Source organism: Nitrospira sp., assembly GCA_024760525.1.
Taxonomy (GTDB): Bacteria; Nitrospirota; Nitrospiria; order Nitrospirales; family Nitrospiraceae; genus Nitrospira_D.
The window spans coordinates 1,740,694-1,765,754 of sequence record CP060499.1 but is presented as its reverse complement, the minus strand read 5'-3'; the positions used below and the strand labels follow the sequence as shown (position 1 = coordinate 1,765,754).

Annotated in this window: 26 protein-coding genes; 11 read left to right on the top strand and 15 right to left on the bottom strand. The window is 57.0% G+C overall.

The features are described 5' to 3' along the window. Positions 1-22 precede the first annotated feature (22 nt). From H8K04_08290 to recA, 7 genes are all read right to left on the bottom strand, one after another. Positions 23-1,180: a phosphopentomutase gene (locus tag H8K04_08290; protein UVT17522.1), complete on the bottom strand. Its 1,158-nt coding sequence runs from the start codon at positions 1,178-1,180 to the stop codon at positions 23-25. A 177-nt stretch (positions 1,181-1,357) separates the two neighbouring features. Continuing rightward, positions 1,358-2,029: a deoxyribose-phosphate aldolase gene (gene deoC, locus H8K04_08285; protein UVT17521.1), complete on the bottom strand. Its 672-nt coding sequence runs from the start codon at positions 2,027-2,029 to the stop codon at positions 1,358-1,360. 3 nt (positions 2,030-2,032) lie between these two features. Next, entirely contained in the window at positions 2,033-3,115 is a 1,083-nt protein-coding gene (mltG, locus tag H8K04_08280; protein ID UVT17520.1) for an endolytic transglycosylase MltG, read from the bottom strand. Then, complete coding sequence (ruvX, locus tag H8K04_08275) at positions 3,030-3,614, bottom strand: Holliday junction resolvase RuvX (GenBank protein UVT17519.1); 585 nt, start codon at positions 3,612-3,614, stop codon at positions 3,030-3,032. The genes mltG and ruvX overlap by 86 nt, the downstream gene beginning before the upstream one ends. 4 nt (positions 3,615-3,618) lie before the next feature. Then, entirely contained in the window at positions 3,619-6,252 is a 2,634-nt protein-coding gene (gene alaS / locus H8K04_08270; protein ID UVT17518.1) for an alanine--tRNA ligase, read from the bottom strand. Continuing rightward, positions 6,249-6,773, bottom strand: coding sequence for a regulatory protein RecX (locus H8K04_08265; protein UVT17517.1), 525 nt, complete (start codon positions 6,771-6,773; stop codon positions 6,249-6,251). Before H8K04_08265 ends, alaS begins: the two co-directional genes overlap by 4 nt. Then, positions 6,751-7,824, bottom strand: coding sequence for a recombinase RecA (recA, locus tag H8K04_08260; protein ID UVT17516.1), 1,074 nt, complete (start codon positions 7,822-7,824; stop codon positions 6,751-6,753). The genes H8K04_08265 and recA overlap by 23 nt, the downstream gene beginning before the upstream one ends. 228 nt (positions 7,825-8,052) lie before the next feature. On the opposite strand from recA, the gene H8K04_08255 reads away from it, so the two are divergent. Beyond that, on the top strand, positions 8,053-8,889 hold the full coding sequence (locus tag H8K04_08255) for a DUF3800 domain-containing protein (GenBank protein ID UVT17515.1): 837 nt from the start codon (positions 8,053-8,055) through the stop codon (positions 8,887-8,889). A 131-nt stretch (positions 8,890-9,020) separates the two neighbouring features. Here H8K04_08255 and H8K04_08250 read toward each other — a convergent pair whose 3' ends face one another. Beyond that, positions 9,021-9,512, bottom strand: a complete 492-nt coding sequence (locus H8K04_08250) for a hypothetical protein (protein ID UVT17514.1) — start codon at positions 9,510-9,512, stop codon at positions 9,021-9,023. An 85-nt stretch (positions 9,513-9,597) separates the two neighbouring features. Further along, entirely contained in the window at positions 9,598-10,506 is a 909-nt protein-coding gene (locus tag H8K04_08245; GenBank protein UVT17513.1) for an IS1595 family transposase, read from the bottom strand. Positions 10,507-10,627: 121 nt separating this feature from the next. On the opposite strand from H8K04_08245, the gene H8K04_08240 reads away from it, so the two are divergent. The 3 genes from H8K04_08240 (at position 10,628) to H8K04_08230 (ending at position 13,428) form a co-directional block, all read left to right on the top strand. Then, positions 10,628-11,188 carry a hypothetical protein gene (locus tag H8K04_08240; protein ID UVT17512.1) on the top strand — a complete coding sequence of 187 codons (561 nt, stop codon included), beginning with the start codon at positions 10,628-10,630 and terminating at the stop codon, positions 11,186-11,188. 219 nt (positions 11,189-11,407) lie between these two features. Then, positions 11,408-12,646: an ankyrin repeat domain-containing protein gene (locus H8K04_08235; GenBank protein ID UVT17511.1), complete on the top strand. Its 1,239-nt coding sequence runs from the start codon at positions 11,408-11,410 to the stop codon at positions 12,644-12,646. A 236-nt stretch (positions 12,647-12,882) separates the two neighbouring features. Then, entirely contained in the window at positions 12,883-13,428 is a 546-nt protein-coding gene (locus H8K04_08230; GenBank protein ID UVT17510.1) for an ankyrin repeat domain-containing protein, read from the top strand. A gap of 42 nt (positions 13,429-13,470) precedes the next feature. Here the strand turns inward: H8K04_08230 and thpR are convergent, their stop codons facing one another. Genes thpR through H8K04_08215 form a run of 3 tightly spaced genes read right to left on the bottom strand, consistent with a single transcriptional unit; the run spans position 13,471 to position 15,953 of the window. After that, entirely contained in the window at positions 13,471-14,085 is a 615-nt protein-coding gene (gene thpR, locus H8K04_08225; GenBank protein ID UVT17509.1) for an RNA 2',3'-cyclic phosphodiesterase, read from the bottom strand. Further along, a complete protein-coding gene (locus H8K04_08220; protein UVT17508.1) occupies positions 14,082-15,377 on the bottom strand; it encodes a competence/damage-inducible protein A in 1,296 nt (431 codons plus the stop codon). Before H8K04_08220 ends, thpR begins: the two co-directional genes overlap by 4 nt. A 15-nt stretch (positions 15,378-15,392) precedes the next feature. After that, entirely contained in the window at positions 15,393-15,953 is a 561-nt protein-coding gene (locus H8K04_08215) for a hypothetical protein (GenBank protein UVT17507.1), read from the bottom strand. A 170-nt stretch (positions 15,954-16,123) separates the two neighbouring features. On the opposite strand from H8K04_08215, the gene H8K04_08210 reads away from it, so the two are divergent. The 6 genes from H8K04_08210 to H8K04_08185 all read left to right on the top strand — a co-directional run bounded on the left by H8K04_08210 (position 16,124) and on the right by H8K04_08185 (position 20,467). Beyond that, entirely contained in the window at positions 16,124-16,846 is a 723-nt protein-coding gene (locus H8K04_08210; protein UVT17506.1) for a chlorite dismutase family protein, read from the top strand. Positions 16,847-17,028: 182 nt separating this feature from the next. Beyond that, positions 17,029-17,250, top strand: coding sequence for a hypothetical protein (locus H8K04_08205; GenBank protein ID UVT17505.1), 222 nt, complete (start codon positions 17,029-17,031; stop codon positions 17,248-17,250). A gap of 89 nt (positions 17,251-17,339) precedes the next feature. Then, complete coding sequence (locus H8K04_08200; protein UVT17504.1) at positions 17,340-18,524, top strand: hypothetical protein; 1,185 nt, start codon at positions 17,340-17,342, stop codon at positions 18,522-18,524. Between the two features lie 47 nt (positions 18,525-18,571). Beyond that, a complete protein-coding gene (locus tag H8K04_08195) occupies positions 18,572-19,018 on the top strand; it encodes a cytochrome c maturation protein CcmE (GenBank protein UVT17503.1) in 447 nt (148 codons plus the stop codon). Positions 19,019-19,090: 72 nt separating this feature from the next. Then, a complete protein-coding gene (locus H8K04_08190; GenBank protein UVT17502.1) occupies positions 19,091-19,480 on the top strand; it encodes a hypothetical protein in 390 nt (129 codons plus the stop codon). Between the two features lie 72 nt (positions 19,481-19,552). Further along, entirely contained in the window at positions 19,553-20,467 is a 915-nt protein-coding gene (locus tag H8K04_08185; GenBank protein UVT17501.1) for a hypothetical protein, read from the top strand. Here H8K04_08185 and H8K04_08180 read toward each other — a convergent pair. Next, the gene (locus H8K04_08180; GenBank protein ID UVT17500.1) at positions 20,461-21,324 is read right to left on the bottom strand and encodes an SDR family oxidoreductase; all 864 of its coding nucleotides are present in this window, start codon (positions 21,322-21,324) and stop codon (positions 20,461-20,463) included. The genes H8K04_08185 and H8K04_08180 overlap by 7 nt on opposite strands. A gap of 370 nt (positions 21,325-21,694) precedes the next feature. Here H8K04_08180 and H8K04_08175 point away from each other — a divergent pair, with 370 nt between their 5' ends. Beyond that, positions 21,695-23,635 (top strand): FTR1 family protein, encoded by a 1,941-nt coding sequence (locus tag H8K04_08175; GenBank protein ID UVT17499.1) that lies wholly within the window; start codon positions 21,695-21,697, stop codon positions 23,633-23,635. 329 nt (positions 23,636-23,964) lie between these two features. Here the strand turns inward: H8K04_08175 and H8K04_08170 are convergent, their stop codons facing one another. Both H8K04_08170 and H8K04_08165 read right to left on the bottom strand, forming a co-directional pair. Then, positions 23,965-24,546 (bottom strand): CBS domain-containing protein, encoded by a 582-nt coding sequence (locus H8K04_08170; protein UVT17498.1) that lies wholly within the window; start codon positions 24,544-24,546, stop codon positions 23,965-23,967. Between the two features lie 86 nt (positions 24,547-24,632). Beyond that, the gene (locus tag H8K04_08165; protein UVT17497.1) at positions 24,633-25,046 is read right to left on the bottom strand and encodes a hypothetical protein; all 414 of its coding nucleotides are present in this window, start codon (positions 25,044-25,046) and stop codon (positions 24,633-24,635) included. Positions 25,047-25,061 lie beyond the last annotated feature (15 nt).

Below are 25,061 nucleotides of genomic sequence, written 5' to 3'. Positions count from 1 at the left end.
CGCGTCTCCTTCTCTCTCTTCGCTAGCCCGGCCTGAGGGCATCTAAGAAACTCTCTCCAACGGGCAATCGCTCGGCTCGAAGCGCCTCGACCACCGTCTGCGCCACATCCGCGGCCGTCGGTCTACTCCCTAAGTCCACGCCTTGCGCCAGTTTAGGGCTGGTCACGAACACGGGCACATATTCTCGAGTCGGCATCTTCCCCGGGAGTGAAAGATCACGCCCATGATCACCGGTCACGATCACCAAGTCTCCAACGCGCAACTTCTCGAAGAGATCGGGCAACCGGCGATCGAACGCTTCCAATGCCGTTGAAGCCCCCGTCGGCTCTTCAGGAAACAGATCGAGCGCCGCATAGAGAAGACCGCGCGGCACCTTGTTCAGCATGCCGATTACTTCGTCGAGAGCCGCAATAGCGGAAGCGACCGCGAACGATTTCGTAAATCCACGACCGCTGAACAGGTCGTAGGCTTTCCCAATCCCCATCGTGATCTGGCCGGATCGATTCAGGACGTCCAACATCGTCAACCCCGGTGGTTCCGACACAAAATCTCTCCGGCCTTTCGAAGGCTGAAGCGCGCCGGGCTCACCTGTCAGCGGTTGCGCAACGACACGAATCCGCACACCGGCATCTTTCAGCGCCTTTCGAATCTCGCGGCAGCGCTGCTGCAAGTCGGCTGCGGACATCATCGTTTCATGAACCGCCAGAAAGCACGTATTGTTCCCATCGGTCCATATGATCGGCGCTTTTGTGCTCATGTGCTCCTGGCCATACTCACTCAGCGCGGTAGCCATGGACGTGATCGTGCTCCCGATCGTCTTTCGACCGATAACTCCTTCGATAACCTCCGTCGTCGCGGCCGGAATGCCGGATCGACAGACGGTCGTCTCCTCTTTCACGATGACCCCGCTGAGCTCCCAGTGTCCTACCACGGAGTCTTTGCCCCGCGATGAAAAACCGAGACGGCCGAAACATCCGACTGGTTGCGCCATCGACCGCACCCCTTTAATAAGCGCAAGATGCCCAAGGCCAAGCGACTCCAAATTGGGAAGACTCAGTCCACCGACCGCATCGGCCAAATGGCCGATGGTATTGGCCTGATCATCGCCATAGGCCCCCGCATCCGGCAATGCTCCGACGCCGAACCCATCAATGACGAGCAGAATGACCCGATTGATCATTGGCGCACTATATCAAATAGGATCGATGCGGCATAGGTTCTTCTACGCAACCCGTGATGGCCAGGACATCCTGTGGGCAGATCACGAAGAGAACACGGTGAACACGGCTGTGGGATGGGAAAGAAGGATACTTACAGACGTTGCCGGGAGGTCATCCGCGATGATTCTCTTGCATGCCTATCTAGAGGACTCCGCGCGCCACTCGTGGATGATGGAGAGACTGGCGCTGGTGCCGATCCGATCGGCTCCGGCTTCCAGCATCGCGAGGGTCGTTTTCCAATCCCGAATACCGCCGGAAGCTTTGACCTTGGCCCGCCCCGCGACGGTTTCCTTCAGCAACCGAACATCTTCGATCGTTGCACCCGCAGCACCGAAGCCCGTCGAGGTTTTGACATAATCCGCCCCGGCTTCCACGACCAAATGACAGGCGGTCCGCTTCTCCTGCTGTGTCAGATAACAGGTCTCGAGTATGACTTTGTGCTCAACCTCGGGCGTCGACTTCACAACCTCAGCGATATCCTTCCGCACAGAGGCATGATCGCCCGACTTCAGGCGACTCACGTTCAGGACCATGTCCAACACCTTGGCGCCGCGCGACACTGCCTCAATCGCCTCGGCGACTTTGGTGTGCGTGCTGTGTCCGCCTAAAGGAAAGCCGATCGGAATCCCGACACGAATCTTCGTGCCGGCCACGGCCGCAACCGCCTCATCGATGTAGCATGGAGGAACAAAAATGACCGTGAAGCCGTTGTCCTTTGCTTCCTGACAGAGCCGGATAATGTCGGACTTCGAGGCATCCGGCCGCAACACGGTGTGATCGATGAGGTCCGGAAGATTCCAGGCTGACATCTTCTAGGCTACCCCTTTCTTGGGAATAACGTTCGTATCGCATGGAACCACAAACGTTTGGGAATGAGTTCCTCGCCGAAAAGGCCGTTTCTGGTACCGCTCCACCGCCTTATTATGCTCCACGAGCGTAGCGGAAAACTGGTGTGTCCCATCGTTCTTGGAGACAAAATACAGGTAGGCGGAGGGCGTCGGATACAACGCGGCGCGGATCGATTGTGCCCCCGGGCTCGCAATGGGACCAGGCGGCAAACCGGTCCAACGGTAAGTATTGTAGGGGCTGGGATGGGAGAGATCCCTCTTATGAAGGTTTCCGTCGAAATTCTCCAACCCATAGATGACGGTCGGATCGCTCTGCAGGGGAATGCGTTTCTTCAGTCGATTATGAAACACGGAGGAGATCTGAGGCCGCTCATCTCCGGAACCGGTTTCTTTTTCGATGACTGAGGCCAGCGTCAATACTTCATGCAGCGTCATGTTGATATCTTTGGCCCGTGCCTGCCACTCCTGAGTCATCACACGCCCGAGTCGATCCATCATCGCTCTGATGACATCTTTCGCCGCCGTCGATCTGGCAAAGCGATACGTGTCCGGATACAGATACCCCTCCACGGTATTCGCAGAAATTCCCAGGGTCTCAATGAAGGACTTGTCGGATGCCAACTTGACGAACTCCGCCCTATTCGTAATACGCTGTTCATCCAGGACATCGGCGATTTGAATGATCGTATACCCTTCGGGGATCGTGACGGCATGCAGCACCACTCGACCGGCAAGGAACTTGGAAAGGATCTCGGCCGGACGCATGGCGGCATTGAGCTCGTATTCTCCGGGGTGAATCTTGCGGTCGGCTTCCTGAATCTTTCCCAATAGCAGAAATGCCAAGCGGCTCCTGATCAACCGCTCCCGTTCAAGCAACGTCGCGACTTGGTTGAACGGAGTCCCTTCGGCGATCACCACGATTTTCTCTTGAGGATGATCGGATTCGGAAAGGACCGGAGCTTCAGCCCATCGAATCATCTGATAGGCGGCCGCCCCGGCGAGAGCGACGATGGTGACGGCTACGATGAAGATCAGGCGCAACTTCATATGATTGGTCGATGGGAGGCGGCGCTATTCCCTCTTCCCCCGTCTCAGTAACAGCGCTGTTGGTTTCACTCTGAACGGAAGAAGGGGTCTGTGCCTCAAGATAGCCTTGTAAGAGTATGGCAGCGGCGACACGATCCACGACCCCCTTACGCTTTTTTCGACTGACATCGGCAGCGATCAGCAAGTCTTCCGCTGCTTTCGTCGTCATGCGCTCGTCCCAGGTCACGATCGGGACTGAAAGCGTTTCACCTAACCGGATCACAAAGCCCTGAACAGCCTGAGCCGCCGGTCCTGCTTCGCCGTTGAGGCGCAATGGGAGCCCGATCAGCACTTCCCGGACATCGTGAAGAGTCACCAAGTGTTGGATGTGGGCGATGTCACGGTCCAGCGTCCGACGCTCCAAGGTTTCGAGCGGTTGCGCCGTCCATCCCAGCTCGTCGCTGAGAGCCACGCCGATCCGCTTGGTCCCGTAATCGAGTGCGAGAATACGGCCAGGCATGATTCTACCGCCGGAGGGTGCTTTCGACTAGACCAAAAACTTTTTCCAACGCCGTATCGAGCTTGGCAGGGTCCTTCCCGCCAGCTTGAGCCATTTCCGGGCGGCCACCGCCGGTGCCGCCCACTTCCGCCGCCATCGCTTTGATGAGTTCCCCGGCCTTGAGTGTGCCGGTCAAATCCTTCGTCACCACGACCAGCAAGGAAACTTTGCCGTCACCGGAAGCCGCTCCCAGCGCGATGACGCCGCTTTTCAGCTTGTCCCGAAGCTGATCCGCCAACGCCCGCATGCCGTTCACATCCAGCCCGTCCGTCCGCTGCGCGTGAACCGTCACCCCGGCGATGATTTTGGCGCTCGATGCCGCCGTTGAGCCGCCGGCCATCTTGAGCTTCACTTCTTCCAGCTCCCGTTCCTTGTCCTTGAGCTGGACCAGGAGTTTACGGGTCTTGGCGGCCAGTTCGGACTGTCCCACCTTCAACAATTCCGATAGTTCTCTGACATCGGCCTCGAGTTTCTTCATGAGCCCATACGCGCCGCTGCCGGTCTGTGCCTCGATCCGGCGCACGCCGGCAGCCACGCCTGCCTCCGACACGATGCGGAAAAGCCCGATGTCGCCCGTCTGCCGGCAGTGGGTACCACCGCAAAGTTCCTTGCTGAACGATTCGACGCTGACCACACGCACCTGCTCGCCGTACTTATCGCCAAAGAACGCCAGGGCTCCTTTCTCGACCGCGTCCTGAATGCTCATGACCTCGGTACGAACCGCCTCGTTCCTGCGGATTTCCCCGTTCACCGTCGATTCGATGTCGTCGATGTCGCGGGATGACAGCGGCCGGAAGTGGGCAAAGTCGAACCGGAGCCGGTTCGGCCCGACCAGCGACCCATATTGCTTCACATGCGGGCCGAGGAGATCGCGCAGCGCCGCATGGACCAAATGCGTGGCCGTGTGATTGCGCGCGGCGTCCTGGCGCGTCGAGGGGTTGACCGTCATACGTAATTGTTCCCCTTCCCGGATACGCCCTTTGCGGACAGTCCCCTTATGAAGGATGAGTGCCGGCGCCGCTCGCGTCGTATCTGTGATATCCACCAGCCCTTCCGGCCCCACCAACGTGCCCCGGTCCCCGACCTGTCCCCCGCCTTCGGCATAAAAGGGCGTCACATCCAGCGCGACTTCGACTTCGTCGCCTTCCGCCGCTTCCTTCACCAACTGCTCGCCCTTGAGAATCGCGCGCAGCACGCTGTCGCTCTCCAACCGGTCATACCCTACGAACTGCGTACCCCCGATCCGCTTGGTCAACTCGGCCACCGCCGGGCGAGTCGTGTCCTGCTCAAACCCGCCGGTCTTGCGCGCACGGGTCCGCTGCTCCTCAATCGCCGCATCGAAGCCTGGTTCATCGACCGTCATCCCCTGCTCTCGGCAAGCCTCCGTGATCAGGTCCATGGGAAATCCATATGTGTCGTAGAGCTTGAAGACGTCCCCACCCGCCAAGACCGTCCGGCTGGACGCTCGCGTCTTTTCGATCATGTCGTTCAAGATCGGTAACCCCTGATCGAGTGTCGCGATAAACCGTTCTTCTTCGCCTCTCGTCGCCTCAGTGATCGTACCGGCCGCCATGCGCACTTCCGGATAGGCGCCGGTCATTTGCTCGACGACGACTGCGCTGAGTTCATGCAGAAAGGGCTCGATGATGCCGAGCAACCTGCCGTGCCGGGCGGCGCGGCGCAGAATGCGCCGCAACACATAGCCACGCCCTTCGTTCGACGGCAATACGCCGTCGGCCATGAGAAAAGTGATCGCCCGAAGATGGTCTGCGATGACGCGCATGGAGCGATCCGACGTCTCCTTCACGCCATACTCGGTGCCGGCCCGCTTGGCGACTGCCGCCAGCAGCGGTGTGAACAGGTCACTGTCATAATTGCTGAAGACGCCCTGCGCGACCGCCGTCAGCCGTTCGAGGCCCATTCCGGTATCGATGCTCGGCTTCGGCAAAGGAGTCAACGTACCGGACGCATCCCGGTTGTACTGCATGAAGACGAGGTTCCAGATTTCGATCACGCGATCGCCCGCCCCGTTCGGCCCATCATCGCCGGGAACTGCAGGACCCTGATCGAAATGGATCTCCGAGCAAGGGCCGCAGGGGCCGGTGTCCGCCATTTGCCAGAAGTTATCTTTTTCGTCACACCGCACGATGCGCGACGGCGACACACCGATCTGCCTCCAGATCCGGTCAGCCTCGTCGTCCTCGCGGAAGACGGTCACCCACATCCGGTCCTTCGCCAGCCCGACCGTCTGCGTCAAAAATTCCCAGCCGAATCGGATCGCCTCTTCCTTGAAATAGTCGCCGAAGGAAAAGTTGCCCAACATCTCAAAGAACGTATGGTGGCGCCTGGTGTAGCCGACGTTTTCGAGGTCATTGTGCTTGCCTCCGGCGCGCAGGCATTTTTGTACGGACACGGCCCGCGTGTAGGGCCGCGTGTCTTCTCCGAGAAAGACCCGCTTGAATTGGTTCATGCCGGCGTTGGTGAACAGTAACGTCGGGTCGGCCTGGGGAAGCAAAGCCGAGCTGGGCACCGCCTGGTGGCCCTGCTGCTCGAAGTAGCGAATGAACGACTGTCTGAGTTCCTGTGCACTCTGTGTCATGAATCCGATCCCTCTCGATCGACGAGACCCCCGATCATATGGTCGATCGCCTCCTCGCCGAAGCCCCGTTGACGTAAGAGGCGCACGATCTGGACCCGCGTCAATTTTCGGCCCTGACGATTCTTCCCCTTCACCACTCGATGAGCCAATGTCGCTTCATCATGCTCATGGAACGCCTGGGCCACCACTCGATTTGCCAGAGTCTCGGCAATTCCTTTGGCTTGCAATTCCGCCTTCAGCCGCTCTTGCCCCATCGGCCGAGACGCCAACCGATTGTCCACCCATCGTTGGGCATAGACCTGATCATTGAGATAGTTGAGGTCGGACAGCCGGCGGACCGTTTGCCTAATGTGAATGGGCGAGGCTCCTTTGGATGCCAGAAACTGCTCGACTTGAGCGACGGTACGGTCTCGACGAGCGAGAAACCGTACCGCGAGCTGTATCCAATCTTGAGGGGGCGATCGGTTTCTCCGCGTCCGCACTCCCACATGCCGGCCGCTACCGATGCGCCCGCTTTTCATCGCTGCGTGCCGCCGGCTTCTCTTCCTTGGCCTCTGCTTTCTTCTCACTTCGGCCCGGCACTCCGGCTAGGTCACGAAGTTTTGCTTCGACCTCTCGAGCCGCAGGAGCATTATTCTTCAGGAATTCCCGAGCGGAGTCGCGGCCTTGACCGATGCGTTCGCCTTTGTAGGAATACCAGGCGCCTGATTTTTCGATAATCTTCTTATCCACCCCCATGTCCACCAATTCGCCGGTCTTGGAAATACCTTCCGCAAACATGATATCGAACTCCGCCTGGCGGAACGGCGGCGCCATCTTATTCTTGACGACTTTCACGCGGACACGGCTTCCCATGACCTCTTGACCTTCTTTGATCGATTCAATGCGGCGAATATCAAGCCTGACGGACGAATAAAACTTGAGGGCGTTCCCGCCGGTGGTCGTCTCAGGATTCCCGAACATCACACCCAGCTTCATGCGGATTTGATTGATAAAGATCACCGTGGTCAATGACTTTGCAATGGCGGCGGTGAGCTTTCTCAGCGCCTGCGACATCAGCCGGGCTTGAAGGCCCATATGGGCATCGCCCATCTCGCCTTCGATCTCCGCGCGAGGGGTCAACGCCGCGACTGAATCAACCACGATCAAATCGATCGCGCCGCTCCGCACCAATGTTTCGGCGATTTCCAATGCCTGCTCGCCCGTGTCCGGCTGGGAGACCAGAAGATCGTCGGCCTGGACGCCAAGCTTCTTGGCATAGGTCAAATCCAGCGCATGCTCCGCATCGATGAATGCGGCAACTCCGCCCGTCTTCTGTACCTCAGCGATACAATGCAGCGTCATTGTGGTTTTTCCGGAAGCCTCCGGTCCGAAGATCTCGATCACGCGTCCACGTGGGAGTCCTCCGACCCCGAGAGCGATGTCCAGTCCCAACGACCCTGTCGAAATAGCCGGCACGTCGGCGTGCTTGTCCTCGGCTCCAAGTTTCATAATCGCTCCCTTCCCGTACTGTTTCTCAATCTGGGAAAGGGCTAGGTCGAGCGCGCGCTTCTTGTCGTCCTTCTCTGACATACGAATCTCCTACAACGTAAAAGAATGATGGTCGGGGGATTATACCCAAGGGGCACGGAGAAAACCTAGTCTGAACTCAAGCAAGGACGCGTGCAAGGCGATACAACCGAAAGTTGCGTACACGAACCCATCAGTCGCCGACCGACCCACCCGTGCTCCCTTCTCCTCGTGTCGCGTCGACATTTTTGGCGATTATGTTAGGCTTGACACCTGTGGCCGAGGTTCGGTATGAAAAGCCTCGGCGGGCTATCGTGTTACATCCATCCACAAGGAACCAGTCATAAGCTAACTGCAATGCTGAATTTAGGTGCATACGGTGATGAAAGCGAAACGGACGGGCAGGTGTTTTGCGTTTCTGCCTATGTAGCTGCTCAGAGTGAATGGGAGAAATTGGAGGTGAGTTGGACGATAGCGCTTGAGGAGCTAAGGGAGAGGTACGGAAAGCCATTCCTTGAATTTAAGATGTACGACTGCGTGGCTGGTGAAAGCGACTATAAGGGCCTGACTATTCCAGAGCGGGAAGCGATCCAGAGGCGATTTATTGCGATAATCAACTCTATTCAGTGTGTTGGTGTCGCTTCTGCCGTCCATCTTCGTGCATTCGCTACCTTAAGCGCAGAAGAAAAGCGAAGAATGGGTCCTAAGAAGTACGAAAAGCCGTATTTTCTCGCTTTCGGACACGTAATCTTCGTTGCGGCTAGCTGTCTTTTGACAATGGATAAACGTGAGCAACTGGCCGCTATTTTTGATGAGACTAAGGAGTATCAAGGTCGTGCAAAGGAATTGTGGAGCGATCTGAAGCGGCAACCTGAGACGATAACACTTGTGCCTATCGCCCCAAGAATGGGGACAATTACGCATGCTGACTCTAAGAGATTTCCTGGTCTACAGGCCGCAGATATTCTGGCTCACGAGGCTAGGCTTCATTTTATCCATGTGGTTTTTAATGCTGTTCCTTCTACTGATCGTTGGCAATGGAAAGCCATCAATGAACGACTAGCCATTAACATGCACCCTATAGGCCTCAAGGATTTGCGCATGATCTATCGCTTGCCTGAACCGTAGCTACTTCTTGGCCCTAGGGTTCTTTTTATGTGGTTTCGGAGGTGCCTTAAGAATCATGGTTAGCGCCTCATCAAAACTCAACGGAAACAGTGAGACTGGTTTCGCTTTTGGCATAAGACCTCCTATTAATTCTAATCTTGGGCATACGTCGGTGCTGCAACATGTCTATAGCCAGTTTCTACTTCAGCTTTACAGGTGGGACAATGAAGCAACGCCATAGAAGTTTGACTTTTCTTCGGATTCAAGACCGTGCGTCTACCATCGTCGTAACACTTAGTGCATATCCAATGCGCTGGTTCGGCTCCTTTGCACGATTCTTTCAGACCATACACCAGACAGCTGGCACCAGCCCAAGGTGGGATCATTTTATAGCGCTGTTTCTGTTCTTCCCATGCTTTTACATCAGCGATTTCTTTTTCAAGATTGCGTATTCGCTCAATCATCGCAAGCTGGTCAGACTGGGCCGCCAATGCGCTTTGCTGGGCGGCCAGGATGGCACTTTGGAGCTCAATAACCTTGGTCTTCAGATCGATCGACGCCGACAGCTCGCTCATGGACTTAGCAAGTTGGCCAGCAGTTTGGAGACCACTAATAGCGCTCTGAATAGTCGCCAGGTCAAACATGATTAGTCCTTTTCTCTATAAGCCAAGCGTAGCTGCACATTCTTCGGCTCGTACTTCATGCTGGCACGCTTCACCGGTCGCGTGCTCAGCATTCTGCCAGGACATCATTGAACAGGTCTGGATTCTCTCGGTTATTGTGTCGGAACGAGAATTCCGCCAGGTACAGCGGCAAGTAATCCTTACTCACCTTGTGATAGGTGCCGATCACGCCACGCTTCAGCATGCTCCAGAAGCTGTCCAGGTTTGCGGTATGCACGTTCCCGCGCACATATTCACCCTTCCGGTGATTTACAATCTGGTGCGGAAATTGACGGCCCAATCGGGCATAGCTGGGGTGTTCGTCAGTGGCCACCAAAGATACTTGCTCACTGACCGTGTTCCGCACGAAGTTGCTCAACGTCAGACGGTCGGTATTCTCAATGATTTGGCAGACCACATTGCCTTTACGAGCAATGGCCCCAATCACGCCAACCTTGCCGCCTGTGATGCCCGGAAGACTAGAGCGGTTGCCGCGATGCCTATTCCTGTCTTTGCCGCCGAGATACGTCTCGTCTACCTCAACCTCTCCCATGAGCTTACCGAAGCTGCCCTCCTTCATAGCGGCTCTGATGCGATGGCACATATACCAAGCGGTACGGTAGTCGCCGCTCCCGATCTGCCGGTGGATCTGCAAGGCGCTGATCCCCTTCTTGCTCTGCATCATGAGGTAGATCACCTGGAACCAGACCGTCAGGGGATAGTTCGTGTTTTCAAAGATGGTCTTAGCAATCACCGAGAAGCGATAGCCATTAGGCCCGCCGCAGTTCTTCGCTTTGCAGACCCAGTGAAACGGGCGCTTCTTCAGTTCGTAGACCTTGGCGTTATTGCAACGTGGGCACGTCACACCATTTGGCCAGCGAAGATTCTTCAGGTGCTCTTTGCAGGCTTCCTCAGTCGAGAACTTATGCATCAACTGAGAGAGAGTGACGGTTGGCTGTGTGGTGAGCTTTTTCATGAGGCCTCCTGTTTAGTGAGGCCACTATACCCAAACCAGGAGTCGGTGTCAAGTGCAACATAACCGCCACATTTTTCATCTGGACCTTTGCGCCTTGACATCCTAGAATGGGGCGTACGCCATGGCACACATTGAACACCTGGCCTTCGCACGCAATGAGTGCAACACATCGCGACTCCTGAAGAGTGCAAAGGCAGCTGCTGCGTTCGCCCTCATCGTCGCAAGTCTGGTCGTCACTTCTCCGGTCCAGGCTCTTGATGTCTGCTCGCTGATTTCTCGATCAGAAATAGGCGCTACCATCGGCCAGCCGATTTCCTCTGTCATTCTCGACGGCCCGGATCAGGATACAGACACCGGCTCCCAGACGTGGACGTGTACCTACGATTTGACCGATGGGACCCTGGTCGTGAGCGTGGCAGAGTTTGCATCGACCAGCGCGGCCAAGAAGTACATCACATTGGAAAACCTTCTCAAGGAACTCAAGGAGGCGGAGGTCCAGGTGATCGAAGACAAAGGAATCGGCGATCGTACATTCGTACTCATTGACGAGGAGAGCCTCGGCGTGGCCGTGCTGAAAGGAGCTCGGTACTACGCCCTCACAGCGGATAAGGACATCCTTCCCGAAGACCGACTCAAAGCCTCGCTTCGAAAGATCGCTGTCATGCTGCTCCCCAAACTCTAAGCATCGCTGACACACCTCGACTTGCTTTTCCAACGTGTCACAGCTACCACCTCCCGTGGTCACCCGATCGAATAGATGCAGACGTGTTGGTGCGCAGGGTGGTATTCCGCTCCAAGAGAGATGTGCACGACAACAAGCCTAGCGACACTAAGACAGGAAACAGTCACTCGAATCAGTTCATAATTATTCCTTTCCGTGAATACGTGATGGGAGGCTGACATGATTTCACGATGGGCGAAGTTGGGGGTCATCTGCGCCCTGCTGCCGCTGCTGATGGCCATGCGCCCGGTGGATGAGAAGCTACTGACGGCCGCAATGGACGGGGATCTCGGCAAAGTGAAAACATTGATCGAGGAAGGCGCCGACGTGCACGCGGCCAATCAGACCGGCGCGACACCGCTCCATGCCGCGGCGTGGAACGGACACCGGGACACGGTGGCGTTCTTGCTGAATAAGGGGGCGTTGGTGAATCAGGCAACCAATGACGGCGCAACGCCGCTCTATATCGCGTCGCAAAACGGCCATCGGGATGTGGCGGCGCTTTTCCTGGACAAAGGCGCGCCGGTGAATCAGACGACCAAAGGCGGCGTGACACCACTTTTCATCGCAGCCCAGAACGGCCATCGAGACGTCGTGGCGCTCTTGCTTCAGCACGAGGCCCCAGCGAACCAGCCTGCCGAAGACGGCGTGACGCCGCTCTTCATCGCCGTGCAGAAAGGGCATCGGGATGTCGTTGAGCTTTTGCTGCAACAGGGGTCCTCGGTCAACCAGACCATGGCAGACGGCGCGACGCCGCTTCTCGTCGCGGCCCAGAACGGGCATCAGGCAGTCGTGGCGTTGTTGCTGAGCGCGGGGGCGGCGGTGAATCAGGCGATGCGGGACGGCACAACCCCGCTTCTCGTCGCAGCCCAGAACGGGCATCAGGCGATTGTGTCGCTGTTGCTGGGAAAAAGGGCCGCAGTGAACCACGCGGTACAGAATGGCGTGACACCGCTTCTCGTTGCAGCGCAGAACGGCCATCGGGAGGTAGCCGAGCTCTTGTTGCGGCAGGGAGCATCGATCAATCAGAAAGCGAGGAACAGCGCCACGCCGATCTTCATGGCCGTGCAAAACGATCATCGCGACGTCGTCGCGTTGTTGTTGGAAAAGGGCGCGTTGGTCAACCAGCAAGCGCCTGATGGCGCGACACCGCTTCATGTCGCGACGGCGGCGGGCCATCGCGACATGGTCGTCCTCCTCCTGAAACAAGGAGCGGACGTGAAAGCACAGGCGAACGACGGGATGACGCCTTTGCATGTGGGAGCCTATCATGGCAATCGGGAGATCATTACCTTGTTGCTCAAGTATGGGGGAGACAAGAATGCCAAGACGAAATCAGGAGATCGCCCTATAGATCTGGCTCGCCAGCAAGGCCACACCACGTTGTTTTCGCTGCTGCAGCCGCGAAAGGCCGGATGAGCATGATGACTGAAGAGTCAGATTGTTCTGATCTCCCAACAGCAGCTCGATCCCGCTTCTCTCGCCTCGTTACAGAATGACGAGGCACAAGAACACAGACTCGTCTCATGGGCATCTCAGGCATAACTCTTGATCTGCGGTTGAGTTGCCGTGTAATACAATCTCGCGTATGCGATATCCGGCATCATTCGGTACTTCTCGACTCCATCAAGCTCACCGAAAAAGGAAGATGCGATATGAAACAGGTTCCTTCAAATTGCAAACTTGGCCCATGTACGCTCGCGCTCATTCTTCTGAGCGGCTGCGCGACGGCGCCGGAGGAGAAGTTACGCACAGCCGCCTCCGATGGCAATCTCCTCCGAGTGGAGATCTTCCTTGGGCAGGGGGTCGGCGTGCAGGCAGCCGATGAGCGCGGGATGACACCGCTGCTGTTGGCTGTGAAGAATGGGCATCGGGAGGTGGTGGCGCTCTTGTTGGAACAAGGAGCGGCCGTGAATCAGCGGAGAACGGATGGAATGACGCCGCTTTCCCTCGCAGTGCAACAGGGACATCGAGACGTGGTGACCCTCCTCCTGCACAAGGGCGCGGATGTGAACGGCCAGGTGCGGATGGGCGGCGTGACGCTATTGCATGTTGGGGCGTATCGAGGCGATCAGACGATTATCGAACTGCTGCTGAAACACGGAGGGGATAAGAATGCCAGGCTGTCGACCGGAGAACGTCCGGTGGACCTGGCTCTTCAGCAAGGCCATACGGCACTCGTTCCACTGCTCGAACCATGACATCCTGTGCGAGTGCGCTCGGGCGCACCGAATAGATCGCTGCTACCCGTGGCAACCTTCTCCCACCTCCCACAGTTTCGTATACAGAGACCCGGTAGGACGCAGCTCGCTTTTCATCAGCACAAGCGCTCCGACTGTGATCTTTCCTAACGAGAGCGGGCAGGCACAGACGCCGCTTTGCGTCAGAAACTGCCCAACTTGTCGTTCGCCTATCTTGATCCGTGCCAGTGTCAGGTGCGGCATGAAGGGTTTGTCATCCGGTGCGAAACCGAACGAGCGACAGCGAGACTCGATGGCCTGATGGAAAGCAGTCAACTGGGTTGCCGCGGCGCTTTGCAGCCACTGCTCAGACGGCCCTACCCATAGAACCCGCGGCTGTCGAGCGTTGGGAAACGCTTGCAGCTGATCGAGGGGAATCTGAATGGTCGGGTGCGACTGCCTGACAATCGCCATCGCATCACGCATGTGGCCGATGAGCTGCTCGTCCGTGTCTCCAAGAAACCTGATCGTGAGATGAAACGAATTGGGTTGTCCCCAGGTCATACGGGTATCTTTTGAGGGATGAAGCGCAAGCCGCCGTTTGAGATCTTGCTGCACGTGGGAGAGACCTGCGCGGACCTCATCGTCGATTTCCACGGCGAGGAATGCCCGAATCATGTCCTGACTCTGTCGATCAACCACCGGCGAAGCATATCCAGAGCCGCCTGGGCGGCGCGCTGTTTAATGACGGAGCGGTCCCCATGGAATCGCAATTCCTTCGTGATCGTGTTGCCGCTGCCATCGTCGAGCCCGATGTACACCAACCCGACGGGTTTAGTCTGCGTCGCGCCTCCGGGTCCGGCGATACCCGTCACACTCAACGCCACCGACGCACCCGCCCGTTCACGCATGCCCTTGGCCATCGCCGCAGCGACTTCCCGGCTCACCGCACCATATTGCCCTATGAGACTTGCCGGAACTCCGAGCATCTCCGTTTTCGCCTGATTGCTGTAGCAGATGGCTCCCCGATCGAGATAGGCCGAGGATCCCGGTACCTGCGTAAGACGGTGTCCAATCAGACCTCCGGTACACGACTCGGCAACCGCGACGGTCAGTTTCTGCTCGCGCAACATTCGACCGACCACCTCTTCCAGGGTGTCGTAACCTTCCGCATAGATCCACTCCTGCAATCTCGCTCGAACTTCCAGCACCAGCGAAGATAGACTCTCCTTCTTGATGGGACTTTGTGCCTTCGTTGTCAACGACACCAGCACTCCGGTCGGCGAAGCAAGCAGACCCAACGCGACCGGTGTCCGTTTTGTCATCAGACCCTGTAACTTGGCGTCCACGTCAGCCTCAGGCAGTCCCCACGTGTGAAAGACCACCCTCGTGATCGGATGTGGATGTAGCCCTTTTGATCGCTCAACTTGAGAGGTTAAGAGCGGGAGAACCGACTCTTCTACCATCGCGCGCATCTCACTCGGAACACCTGGCAATGCAATGATACGTGTCCCCCGCCACACCAACGCGAAACCCGGCGCGGAACCCACCGGGTTCGGGATGACCCCCGCGCGAGATGGAATGAGCGCCTGTCGCAATTGGCCGCGATTCGGTATTCGCCCCCACTGAGCCAGCCTGGCCCTCATGCCGTCGAGCGCCTCTTTCCGGCGTGCTAGCCGGAAGCCGGTGACCGCTGCGACAGCTTCTCTGGTACAGTCGTCGACCGTCGGGCCTAGTCCTCCGGTAATGATGACGATACCGGCCCGGCGACAGGCTGTCTTCAGCACGTCTGCAATGTCCGACTCATCGTCCCCGACGATTGACTTAAACCTGACCTCGATGCCGATCGCTGCCAGCGAGTCGGTGATGAACAACGAATTGCTGTCAGACCGGCCTCCCACGAGAAGTTCCGACCCTATCGCAATCGTTTCAGCGAGATATAGATGGTCCGATGCGGGAGACCTGCGCATAGCGGGATGACGCCCCTACTCTATTTGCCCGAAGTCGAGCAAAAATCGAACCTCTCCACCGGTTGCGGGAAACACGGTAAGAGTTGTCTGCGCTTTTGGGTCGAAATCGGCGTACCCAAATGCGGCCACGACTTTGGCCCGAAATTTAGGCGAGTTGGGCCAGACCGCGCTGCGACTGGCTTGCCCATCGACTCGCATGGTCATGGGCTTGATGACCTTCCCCCCCTGATCGAGCACCACATAACTGTTCACCGCGAAAGAAGGACTATCCCCGAAAATGACGGTGTTGACGAGCATCGTCCGGGCCTGCGTCACTTGGGCGACATCGGCCCAGCTCGGTTCAAGTCCGCGTAACGCCATATGCGTCGCCATCACCGATAGTGCACCGAGCTTTGTGATCAGAAACCCGCCGGCATGCAGCTCATCAGCGCCTCCAAACCGCGCATAGAAGGTTTCGGGCGGCTGATGGTGTGCCGCCGCTCTTGTTCCGCGGTCAAGTGCGGCCTGGATTTGTGCGTGCGCCGGGTCTACCTCGATCGCAGCCGAGGGACACGCGATGCCAAGCATGCAGGTCACAGCAAGCCCCATAGATCCCTGACAGGCGTGATGCATGCGGTTGCGACTAACAGAACCCTCACAGCCTGTCAATGGATAAGCCCGTCTCCCGTTGACAAGGCCGAAGGGGAAATGCTAAACGAACAAAAACTGAGGAAGTGTTTCTTGTCACTCTACTAAAGGAGCTTTGAATGTCGACTCCGGACACACCCCCCGCCGCACCGACACCTCGGCGGCAGTACGTGAACTTCGTGTTTTATAAAGTGGACCCCGCATGGCGGCGCCTCCCGGAAGATGTGCGCACCCAGGGCAAGCAGGAGTTCCTGCGCGCTGCGGAGGACTTCAACGGCAAGGTGCTGATGGTCCCCTATTCCACCGTCGGTATCCGGGGCGACTGCGACTTCATGCTGTGGCGCATCAGCTATGACCTGGACCTGTTCCAAGACATGAGTGCCAAGATGCTCGCCTCAGGTCTCGGACAGTATCTCTCAACTCCGTATTCCTATCTGGCGATGACCAAGCGATCCGTCTATGTCGACCACCATGCGCACGCAGGGCAGGAAGGGAAACGGCTCACGGTGGTGCCGGGAAAAGGCAAGTACATCTTCGTGTATCCATTTCTCAAAACGCGCGAGTGGTTTTTGCTGACGAAGGCGGCGCGCCAAGGAATGATGGACGAGCATATCGAAGTGGGACATCGGTTCCCGTCCGTCAAGCTGAACACGACCTATTCCTTCGGGTTAGACGATCAAGAGTGGGTAGTGGCCTTTGAGAGCGACAAACCGGAGGACTTCCTGGATCTGGTGATGGCGCTGCGAGAGACGGAAGGATCCCGGTATACCTTGCGGGACACCCCGATCTTCACGTGTATCCGCCGGAGTCTCAAGGAAACGCTCGATACATTGGGAGGCTGAACCGCGCCCGGAGCGAGAATCTCCTCGAGTCTTCGCTTTCACCATCATCCGTGCTGCCGAACGGCTTTCGGTCACCCGACTGAAAGCCGTTTCGCTTTATGTGTACCGGCAGTCCCGCTTTGACAGCCTGACGAGCCCTGTGTTACCTCTACGAGGTACCACGATGACAGGAAGGACCTCGCATGGCTGATACAACCGCCCTCTATGCCTTACGTTTTCCTGACGGCTCTCTGAGCCTTTACATCGATGAACATTACGCCCAAGAACGGGGCATTGATCCTTCACGGCTCGTGCGGGTAGAAATCCCCAGAGAAATGTTCATCAGCGGCACCGTTCAGGATGTTCGTGAATACGTTGCGCTCCAACTTGAACAGCATCAACAGCAGCGGGCCGGGACCGCCTAGCACCGCCGACTGGAAGCCATGTGCCAGGGAAGTGTCATGCATCCCCGCCTCATCCAACAACTGGACCTTCACGACCTGATCGGAAAACCATGACACAAGCACTGATCTCGCCGCCTCTTACCACAGAGATGATTGAAGAGATTATTGCGGGCTTGCCGATACAAGGCCGCATCATCCTCAGGCTTCTGCTCTTACAATATCTTGATGTCACACACGACGAAATTCTGTTCATGGTCGCGGATCGACCGGATCCTCGGTGTGTCTCCGGGAAAAAACCTGTCACCACGATGACCCAGGAATCGATCACGGCAATGATCGATCGACGGAACGAGTATCGCAAGCGGGTTCGACTTCGCCGTGAACGGACGTGGCTCCAATGTGTCGCCCTCCGGAATTTTATCCGTACGGCGGACGCGCTGGCCGCTCGGGCCGCCGCACTTCTTGCAGCTCGTGGAGTTCCTGCCGATAGAATTGGAGACTTCAAGGCACGCGCTCGTTCTGCCGTCCCATCGACGACATTGCGGTTATTGGAAGAGGGGTGGGACAAGAACGAGATTAGCGCGGAGGAATACCAGAAACACCGTTTGGTCGTCGAGATGCAGACCCAGCTTCGCTTCGCCGAACGGTTCAGAAAACGCCTCTCTCTTGCGGAACGTGAACGCCAGACATCCGATCAGACGACGTTACAGGACCATGAGATCGGCCATATCTGGGGCATTCCAGCCGGTACCCTGGCGGCCAGAAAGGTAAAGTTTTTGTCTCAATATCTCCTCGCCATCCAGGCCAAATGTTCCGGATCTCACACAGCCGACCCACACATCCCTTCACCCGATTTGTGGAAAGAGACCCTGCGTGTGCTTTCCTATGCTCCGATTGAACGATCGATTGCCACCTATGACGGACTCGAAGGGACAGAATCCTCCCTGATCGAAAAGTTGGGGGTCTATGCGGGGATTGGAATTCCGGAAGCGGCCGAGACAAGACTGTGGAATTCTCTCGTATTCGGAGCCAGTTCCAACGCCGTACACACTGAAACGACCAGAACGTTGTTCGGACTCCAACGGCTCGTCTCTATCCAAAATGACGTGGACACGAGCGACGAGGCGCTGGATCAAGAGTTACTGAAGCGATCGGCGCCGGCACCCAAGGAATCCGATGCCCTCCCCTCGCGAGCGGGTGAGGCGGCTCAAGGCGAACTGACTGACTTACAACGGCATATTCTTCACAATTTTTTTGGAGAGGACGTCAGCGGCAGGGCCTCCGACAAATGGTAAACTTTCAGCCTTGCCAATCGCCGGCAGTTCGGTATAATTGCACATCAATGATGACGACGCAGCCTACCATCCGACAGTCTCTTCTCGCGTGGGCGGTCGTCCTTCCTCTTTTCTTGCCCATCTATTCGTTCTCTACCGTGATACTCGGCACCGCGAGTCCGGCCATGGCCGTCAGCTTGATTGAGATCTCGGAACTCTTGGCACATCCTGAGCTTTACGACCGTCAAGATGTCGTGGTCACCGGGAAAGTCATGAACGTGCAGCTGGCTACCAATCGTCAAGGGCAACCTGCCTATGGATTTCTGCTGCAGGACCATGCCGGAACGTTGAAAGTCGTCAGCCTCGGTCAGCTGGAGGTCCGTGAAGGTGATCAAGTCATCGTGGAAGGCGTCTTCAGCCGCCTCCGCCAAGTGGGCCGTACGATCGTCTATAATGAGATCAAGGCCCTCTCCGTCACGCCTCTGACCCGATTGAACCCTGATCTCGTCGGCTGATCGAGCTCCTTGCCTCCGTACCTCCATCTCAGGCGATTGCATTTTCCGATTCCGAGCATACAATGGGCTTTCATGAACAGGTTGCATCTGTGCGTGCTCATGCCGGTACTCGTCGGAATGTTATCGTGGGTGGGTTGTAGTCCCCTCGCACAAGTGAGGGAATATCCGAATCAACAGCAGATGGTCGGACAATCCAAGTCGAAGGTCCTTTCCTGCGCGGGCAAGCCCCTGCAGGAACGAACCGAGGACAAGTGGACATTCCTTCGATACTATCGAGAGGCCCCGATTCTCGAAGAATCACGGCCGGTTGGGAAAAGCAGCTTTGCCACTATTCGCCATGGCTGCTGGGCCACGGTTATTTTGGCCGACGACCGGATCGTCGATGTGCATTACCGTTTTGTTCCTCCGACCTTTGACGCCTCCAATGATTGCGAAGAAATTTTTGAGCCCTGTATACCGTAACATCCGTCACCGTCCACATTCGGTGGCTTTTCTCCGCGGCCCGAAATCGGAAATCGGCCGGTGATTGGAACCATGCGTCTCACGCGAAGCTGGGCATTATGTATTTCACATGCTCTTTGTTGTAGCTTCATCATCTGGCCAAGTGATGCGCCGGCATTGGAGAAATACGGACGCCCGCTTCCCTCTTTGGAGGACGCGAACGGTCGAGACACGGAAGAATCGCTCTTTGCCGGCTATCTCCTCACCGGTGTGTTCGCTTCAAATCCCTCCTTTGCCGCCAGACCGGATAACACGGGCCTTGTGGGCTTACGCCATATGCTCCATCTGGAAACCGATCTCTACAAGCAATATCTCACCTTTTATACGGATCAGAACTTCTTCTCCGACCGCACCAACGGATGGATCGAACTGAGCGAATGGGACGGCACCTATGCCCTGACCGGTGTACTTGGCCATTTCAACTGGCGTCTGCAGTACGAACGTGATGTGCCGATCGATCGCAAAGGCGTCACGCAGGAATATGGCGATGGACTCGTGACGGCCAAGTTCCAGGCGGTCCAGGACCTTCCGGGATGGCACCGTCACTTTCCAAATCAAAACCTATCCGTCTATGCCGGGGCAGGATGGCTCTTTCATAACAACAATTACTTCGCGAGGCCTGACAATACCGGCCGAGCCCTCTTTCGGTATGTCGCGCATGCCGACCTGGACCTCTATAAGAACAAGATCGTGCTGTATGGGGACGTAAATATGTTCACAGACCGGCAGGCTGCCAACGCGGTCAATCCAACGGAATTGGATTGGATCATCGGACTCGCGGCGCGCTGGCAGAACGTGGAATTAGCCGTATATCATGAACAAGACCAGCCGTTGGACCGAGAAGGGTTGGTCCAAAAATATCTCGCTGTCCAGCTCCGTTTCTCCTTCGACATTTCGAAACGACAGCTCGGCATCGGGATGAGCAAACCGGCAGCGCTTGTTCAATGAGGCAATTTGAGGATCCAGGTCAAGAGCCGGTCCGAAATGCGATCAGGAAGCACATTCGCCATGAGTGCGCGGAACTTCGCGTCCGTGCCGACGAGATACCGTGTTCTTGGAGAAGGTGCCGTCAACGCCGTTTCAACCGCCTTTGCGACGGCCTGCGGAGAGATGGCTCGCTTCGATGCTTGTCCGACAACCTTTCTAACCGCGGCGACCACAGGTTTGTAGAGAGCGCGAATTTCACTCTCTATTGCCGCTTCTCGTTCGGCCGCTTCGATGGCCGACTTATTCCAAATAGGCGTGGCGATCGCACCCGGCTCAATGATCGAGACATGAATACCCCATTGCTGGACTTCCAAGCGCAGCGCGTCGGTAATCGCTTCCAGCGCGAACTTTGATGCCGAATACGGTCCCATGAGCGGCATGGTCGAGAGACCGGCGATGGAACCCATGTTGACGATTCGTCCACACGCCTGCCTGACTAATGGGAGAAACATCTGGGTGACGGCAACCTGCCCAACGACGTTGACTTCGAGCTGTTGTCGCAAGTCCGGAATCGGGACGGCTTCAATCGGCCCAACGACCGCGATGCCAGCATTGTTAACTAGGCCAAACAATCCGCTCTTTATAACTTCTTTTGAAACTAATAATTGAGCTTTTTCGATGGTCGAAAGGTCTGTCACATCCAACTCAATCGGCACGAGCCGATCTGAACTTTCCTTTTGAAGGGCCGCGCAATCTTCGGACCTCCTCACTCCTGCGAACACCTTGAACCCTAGTCGATCAAGATGATGGGCACAAGCCGCTCCAATTCCAGTGGACGCTCCGGTGATGAGCACCGCCCGATTGTCCCCGCTAGGCATACTCCCTCCGTGAACCCGGAGAATCCAAATGACAAAACCATAACAGGTTTCGAGGGTCTCCATCTATATACGTGACATGGTTTTTCCGCATCCGTTCGGTGGACACCGGCCTCGGTGTTTGGCTATCATTTATCACCTTGTTCGTGGCGTCCTGAAGATGGAGTACGGCTGACGGCACAGCGGCCTATAGAGTCATGAAGTGAGCCTTCGCTGGGCTTGTGGGAACCCTGACATTTCTCTGGCCCGCATAAGATCTTATTTACAAATACTTTTCAGCTCACTGCCGTTTTCCGACCTCGGAGGGGCCGCGATCGACGTGTAGTCTGTATATTGCCCCAAGAGGCCCACGCGCGTAGAAAGTCGAAACACGATGAAGCCTAGACCTATCTCCTTGTCAAACACTCTCCTATGGTGGCTGGCCATGGTTTTTTTGACCGCGGGACCACTCGACATGGCAATCGCGTCATCGGCTGACGATGAGCGGGCACAGACCGTCGTCCACATGCTCGATTATGTCGCTGTGGACTACCCGGACTCCGTGCAAGACGGCAAAGTGTTCAACGCCGATGAGTACACGGAACAACGCGACTTTGCCGTTCAAGCCATCACACTTCTCGGCAAGCTGCCCAACGTGCCCGAACAGCCCGCACTGCTCCAGCAAGCCGGCAGACTACTCGAGCAGATTGAGGGCAAGGCATCAGGCAACGAGATTTCTGCGCTCGCCGGCCGACTCCGCCTCGACGTGATCCAGGCATGGAAGCTGAGTGTAGCGCCACGGCGCGCTCCTGATCTCCAACAGGGCGGGAAGATGTTCGCGCAGCACTGCGCCGCGTGCCACGGTGCGCAGGGCCGCGGCGATGGTCCAATGGCCAAGGGGCTGGAACCTGCGCCGAGCGATTTTCACGACGAGGCCCGCATGCGCCAGCGTAGTCTGTACGGCCTCTACAACACCATCACGCTCGGCGTGGGCGGCACACCCATGCGCGCCTTCACTGAATTTCCCGAGGCTGACCGCTGGGCATTGGCCTTCTTTGTCGGCAACCTGCGAGCCGACTCAAACGCGGTGGCAAAAGGCGAGACATTGTGGCAGCAGGGCGAGGGCAAAGGGGCATTCGATAGCCTTCGCACCCTGGTGATAAAAGCTCCCGGTGAACAGGCCGTCGCCGGCTCGGCAATGGACGCCGTGCGTGTTTACCTAACACAGCATCCAGATGCGCTACAGGCCATTGCCCAGACACCCCTGGTCTTCTCACGCTCCAAGATCGAAGAGGCATCACGGTCCTATGCGCAAGGCGATCGAGATGCAGCGCGGCGCCTAGCGATCGCGGCCTACCTGGAAGGGTTCGAGCTGGTCGAAAAAACACTGGACAACGTAGACTCGCCGCTGCGCTTGGAGACTGAGCGTGAGATGATTGCGCTACGCGCGGCCATTAGCGAAGGTACGTCGTCCGATGCAGTGACCGCGCAGTCGATGAAAGTCATTGCCCTGCTCGACCGGGCCGATGCCGCGCTCTCCGGCAATACGCTGTCCCCGAATGCGTCCTTTGCGAGTTCCCTTGTGATTCTGTTACGTGAAGGATTGGAGTCGATCCTGGTGGTGTCGGCCATCGTGGCCTTCGCCGTCAAGACTCAGCGGCGTGATGCCTTGCCCTACATCCATACTGGCTGGATCGGAGCCGTGGTGCTGGGCGGGATTACATGGGCCATAGCCAGCTATACGCTTCACATCTCGGGTGCCAGCCGCGAACTGACCGAAGGCATTACGGCATTGCTGGCCGCGGCAATGCTGTTGTACGTAGGCTGGTGGTTGCATAGCCGCTCGAACGCGCAAGCCTGGAACCGCTTCATCCGCGAGCAGATCAGCGTGGCGCTGGGCAAGCGCACGCTGTGGACGATGGCCGGCGTCTCGTTCCTCGTCGTATACCGCGAGATCTTCGAGGTGATTCTGTTCTACGAAACACTCTGGTCCCAGGTCGGTGCCGACGGGCATAGCGCGGTGCTCTGGGGCATCGCCGCGGCGGCGCTGCTGCTGGTATTGCTCGGGGGCGCAATCCTTCGCTACAGCGTGCGTCTGCCGATCGGACCGTTTTTCACGGTTTCCTCGATTCTTCTGGCGCTGATGGCCGTGGTCTTTGTCGGTAACGGCGTTGCGGCCCTGCAGGAAGCAGGAGTACTCGAGACGACGACGGTGCGTTTCATTTCGCTGCCGTTACTGGGCGTCCACCCAACCGCGCAGAGCCTCGTGCTGCAGGCACTGACGCTGGCCTTGATCGCAGGTGGATTATGGTCCAACCGGGCGAAGGCGACATGAGAGGTATGAGCCTGCCACAATTAGTTGCGGTCTGATCCTCAAACTGCGGACGCCTAAAAAGTGAGCAATGTGTCAGGCAGTAGCGTTCTTTGCAGCGATTATCGTGTGCGACTCGACTTGTTCACAAGGTTATCCCCAGAACATGGGGACGAACGCCTGTCGAATTCTGAATTTTTCGTCCGTCTCTATATCAACGATGCAGCCGCCATCACGTGAGTCGAAGATTACTCCCGTGAGCCTAAGCGTCTGAAATCTTTCAGGGCGCTGTCCTTCTCATGACTATGCACCCCGTTACGCGGCGCGTCTGATTTGAGTTCCAGATCGGTCCGTTAATCTCCCCCTCCGGAGAGTTGCCGACCGTCATCCATGTTCGATTCATTGTCCGACCACTGTTGCATCTTCGCAAGCCAGATCGCCGCGGCATCCGGCGTGAGAGCGCCTACCGCATTCATCAGCGAAAGCGCCCCAACCAGAGTATGCTTCGCATCCACCACCGGAACATGGCGGATGCGATGGTCGACCATTGCGTGTATGGCATCGGCCAGGATCGCTTCCTCATGACATCGAATTGCGATGCGCCTGTTGATCAATTCATGCATGGCGGTTGTCTCACCGCGATCTTTGCAAGCGAGGGTGATGTGAGCCATGTCGGATTCCGTCAGTGCGAGGACCGGCTCGTTGTCTCGGCTCACAACGAGAACGGCAACGTCCCGATCCCGCATAATATCAATCGCCTGATCGATCAGGATGGAAGCATCGGCCTCGGCTATTTCGCGTGTCATGATGTCCTTCACAAGGCGGTCTTCTCCCGGAAGGACTCCATAGGCTTCATCATTGGTCGACTCTCCAGCAATGCCGGAACGAGGACGAGGAGCGACAGTGAGCATTGCCGACTCAAAATTCGTGTTCACACATAGGCTCCCGGGAACGTCCCGCTATGGACGATCCATACCTAAGGATTTCCAAGCCGACTTTGAGTTGCCGGACCCTGCATGCGCTAAGGTTTTGGGGAAATCGATCGGATTGACAGCGCATGATCCCGGTCGTTGACCTTCGCCTCAACCTGATCCCCTTTCTTAATTTCTCCCATCATCTTGGTTGTCTTATCCGTATGTAACTGGACTTCGTTCCCGTCCTTGATCTTGACAAAGTAGTTCCCGTCTTCCACTCGGAAGAGTTGGCCTTTGATCGTCTTGCTTTTGCCTCCCGCGGTGCCTCCTTTCCCCTCATCCACATTCCGTTGCTTATCATCATCCGATTTGAACCCAAATTTCTTAGCATCGGTTAAGGAGTCGGTTTTCATGACATCCCCGGGGGCGGGTGAATGCTCGGCGTGTACCCCGCGGGGAAGCCCCAGACACAACAGAAAACTACACGATAGGACAGCCGCAACTTTGTAGAGTGATACCATAGGGAACCTCTTCAA

Coding starts and splice junctions, on each gene's coding strand:
- H8K04_08290 (UVT17522.1), bottom strand. CDS start 1,180: ATGATCAATCGGGTCATTCTGCTCGTCATTGATGGGTTCGGCGTCGGA.
- deoC (UVT17521.1), bottom strand. CDS start 2,029: ATGTCAGCCTGGAATCTTCCGGACCTCATCGATCACACCGTGTTGCGG.
- mltG (UVT17520.1), bottom strand. CDS start 3,115: ATGAAGTTGCGCCTGATCTTCATCGTAGCCGTCACCATCGTCGCTCTC.
- ruvX (UVT17519.1), bottom strand. CDS start 3,614: ATGCCTGGCCGTATTCTCGCACTCGATTACGGGACCAAGCGGATCGGC.
- alaS (UVT17518.1), bottom strand. CDS start 6,252: ATGACACAGAGTGCACAGGAACTCAGACAGTCGTTCATTCGCTACTTC.
- H8K04_08265 (UVT17517.1), bottom strand. CDS start 6,773: ATGAAAAGCGGGCGCATCGGTAGCGGCCGGCATGTGGGAGTGCGGACG.
- recA (UVT17516.1), bottom strand. CDS start 7,824: ATGTCAGAGAAGGACGACAAGAAGCGCGCGCTCGACCTAGCCCTTTCC.
- H8K04_08255 (UVT17515.1), top strand. CDS start 8,053: ATGAAAAGCCTCGGCGGGCTATCGTGTTACATCCATCCACAAGGAACC.
- H8K04_08250 (UVT17514.1), bottom strand. CDS start 9,512: ATGTTTGACCTGGCGACTATTCAGAGCGCTATTAGTGGTCTCCAAACT.
- H8K04_08245 (UVT17513.1), bottom strand. CDS start 10,506: ATGAAAAAGCTCACCACACAGCCAACCGTCACTCTCTCTCAGTTGATG.
- H8K04_08240 (UVT17512.1), top strand. CDS start 10,628: ATGGCACACATTGAACACCTGGCCTTCGCACGCAATGAGTGCAACACA.
- H8K04_08235 (UVT17511.1), top strand. CDS start 11,408: ATGATTTCACGATGGGCGAAGTTGGGGGTCATCTGCGCCCTGCTGCCG.
- H8K04_08230 (UVT17510.1), top strand. CDS start 12,883: ATGAAACAGGTTCCTTCAAATTGCAAACTTGGCCCATGTACGCTCGCG.
- thpR (UVT17509.1), bottom strand. CDS start 14,085: ATGATTCGGGCATTCCTCGCCGTGGAAATCGACGATGAGGTCCGCGCA.
- H8K04_08220 (UVT17508.1), bottom strand. CDS start 15,377: ATGCGCAGGTCTCCCGCATCGGACCATCTATATCTCGCTGAAACGATT.
- H8K04_08210 (UVT17506.1), top strand. CDS start 16,124: ATGTCGACTCCGGACACACCCCCCGCCGCACCGACACCTCGGCGGCAG.
- H8K04_08205 (UVT17505.1), top strand. CDS start 17,029: ATGGCTGATACAACCGCCCTCTATGCCTTACGTTTTCCTGACGGCTCT.
- H8K04_08200 (UVT17504.1), top strand. CDS start 17,340: ATGACACAAGCACTGATCTCGCCGCCTCTTACCACAGAGATGATTGAA.
- H8K04_08195 (UVT17503.1), top strand. CDS start 18,572: ATGATGACGACGCAGCCTACCATCCGACAGTCTCTTCTCGCGTGGGCG.
- H8K04_08190 (UVT17502.1), top strand. CDS start 19,091: ATGAACAGGTTGCATCTGTGCGTGCTCATGCCGGTACTCGTCGGAATG.
- H8K04_08185 (UVT17501.1), top strand. CDS start 19,553: ATGCGTCTCACGCGAAGCTGGGCATTATGTATTTCACATGCTCTTTGT.
- H8K04_08180 (UVT17500.1), bottom strand. CDS start 21,324: ATGCCTAGCGGGGACAATCGGGCGGTGCTCATCACCGGAGCGTCCACT.
- H8K04_08175 (UVT17499.1), top strand. CDS start 21,695: ATGAAGCCTAGACCTATCTCCTTGTCAAACACTCTCCTATGGTGGCTG.
- H8K04_08165 (UVT17497.1), bottom strand. CDS start 25,046: ATGGTATCACTCTACAAAGTTGCGGCTGTCCTATCGTGTAGTTTTCTG.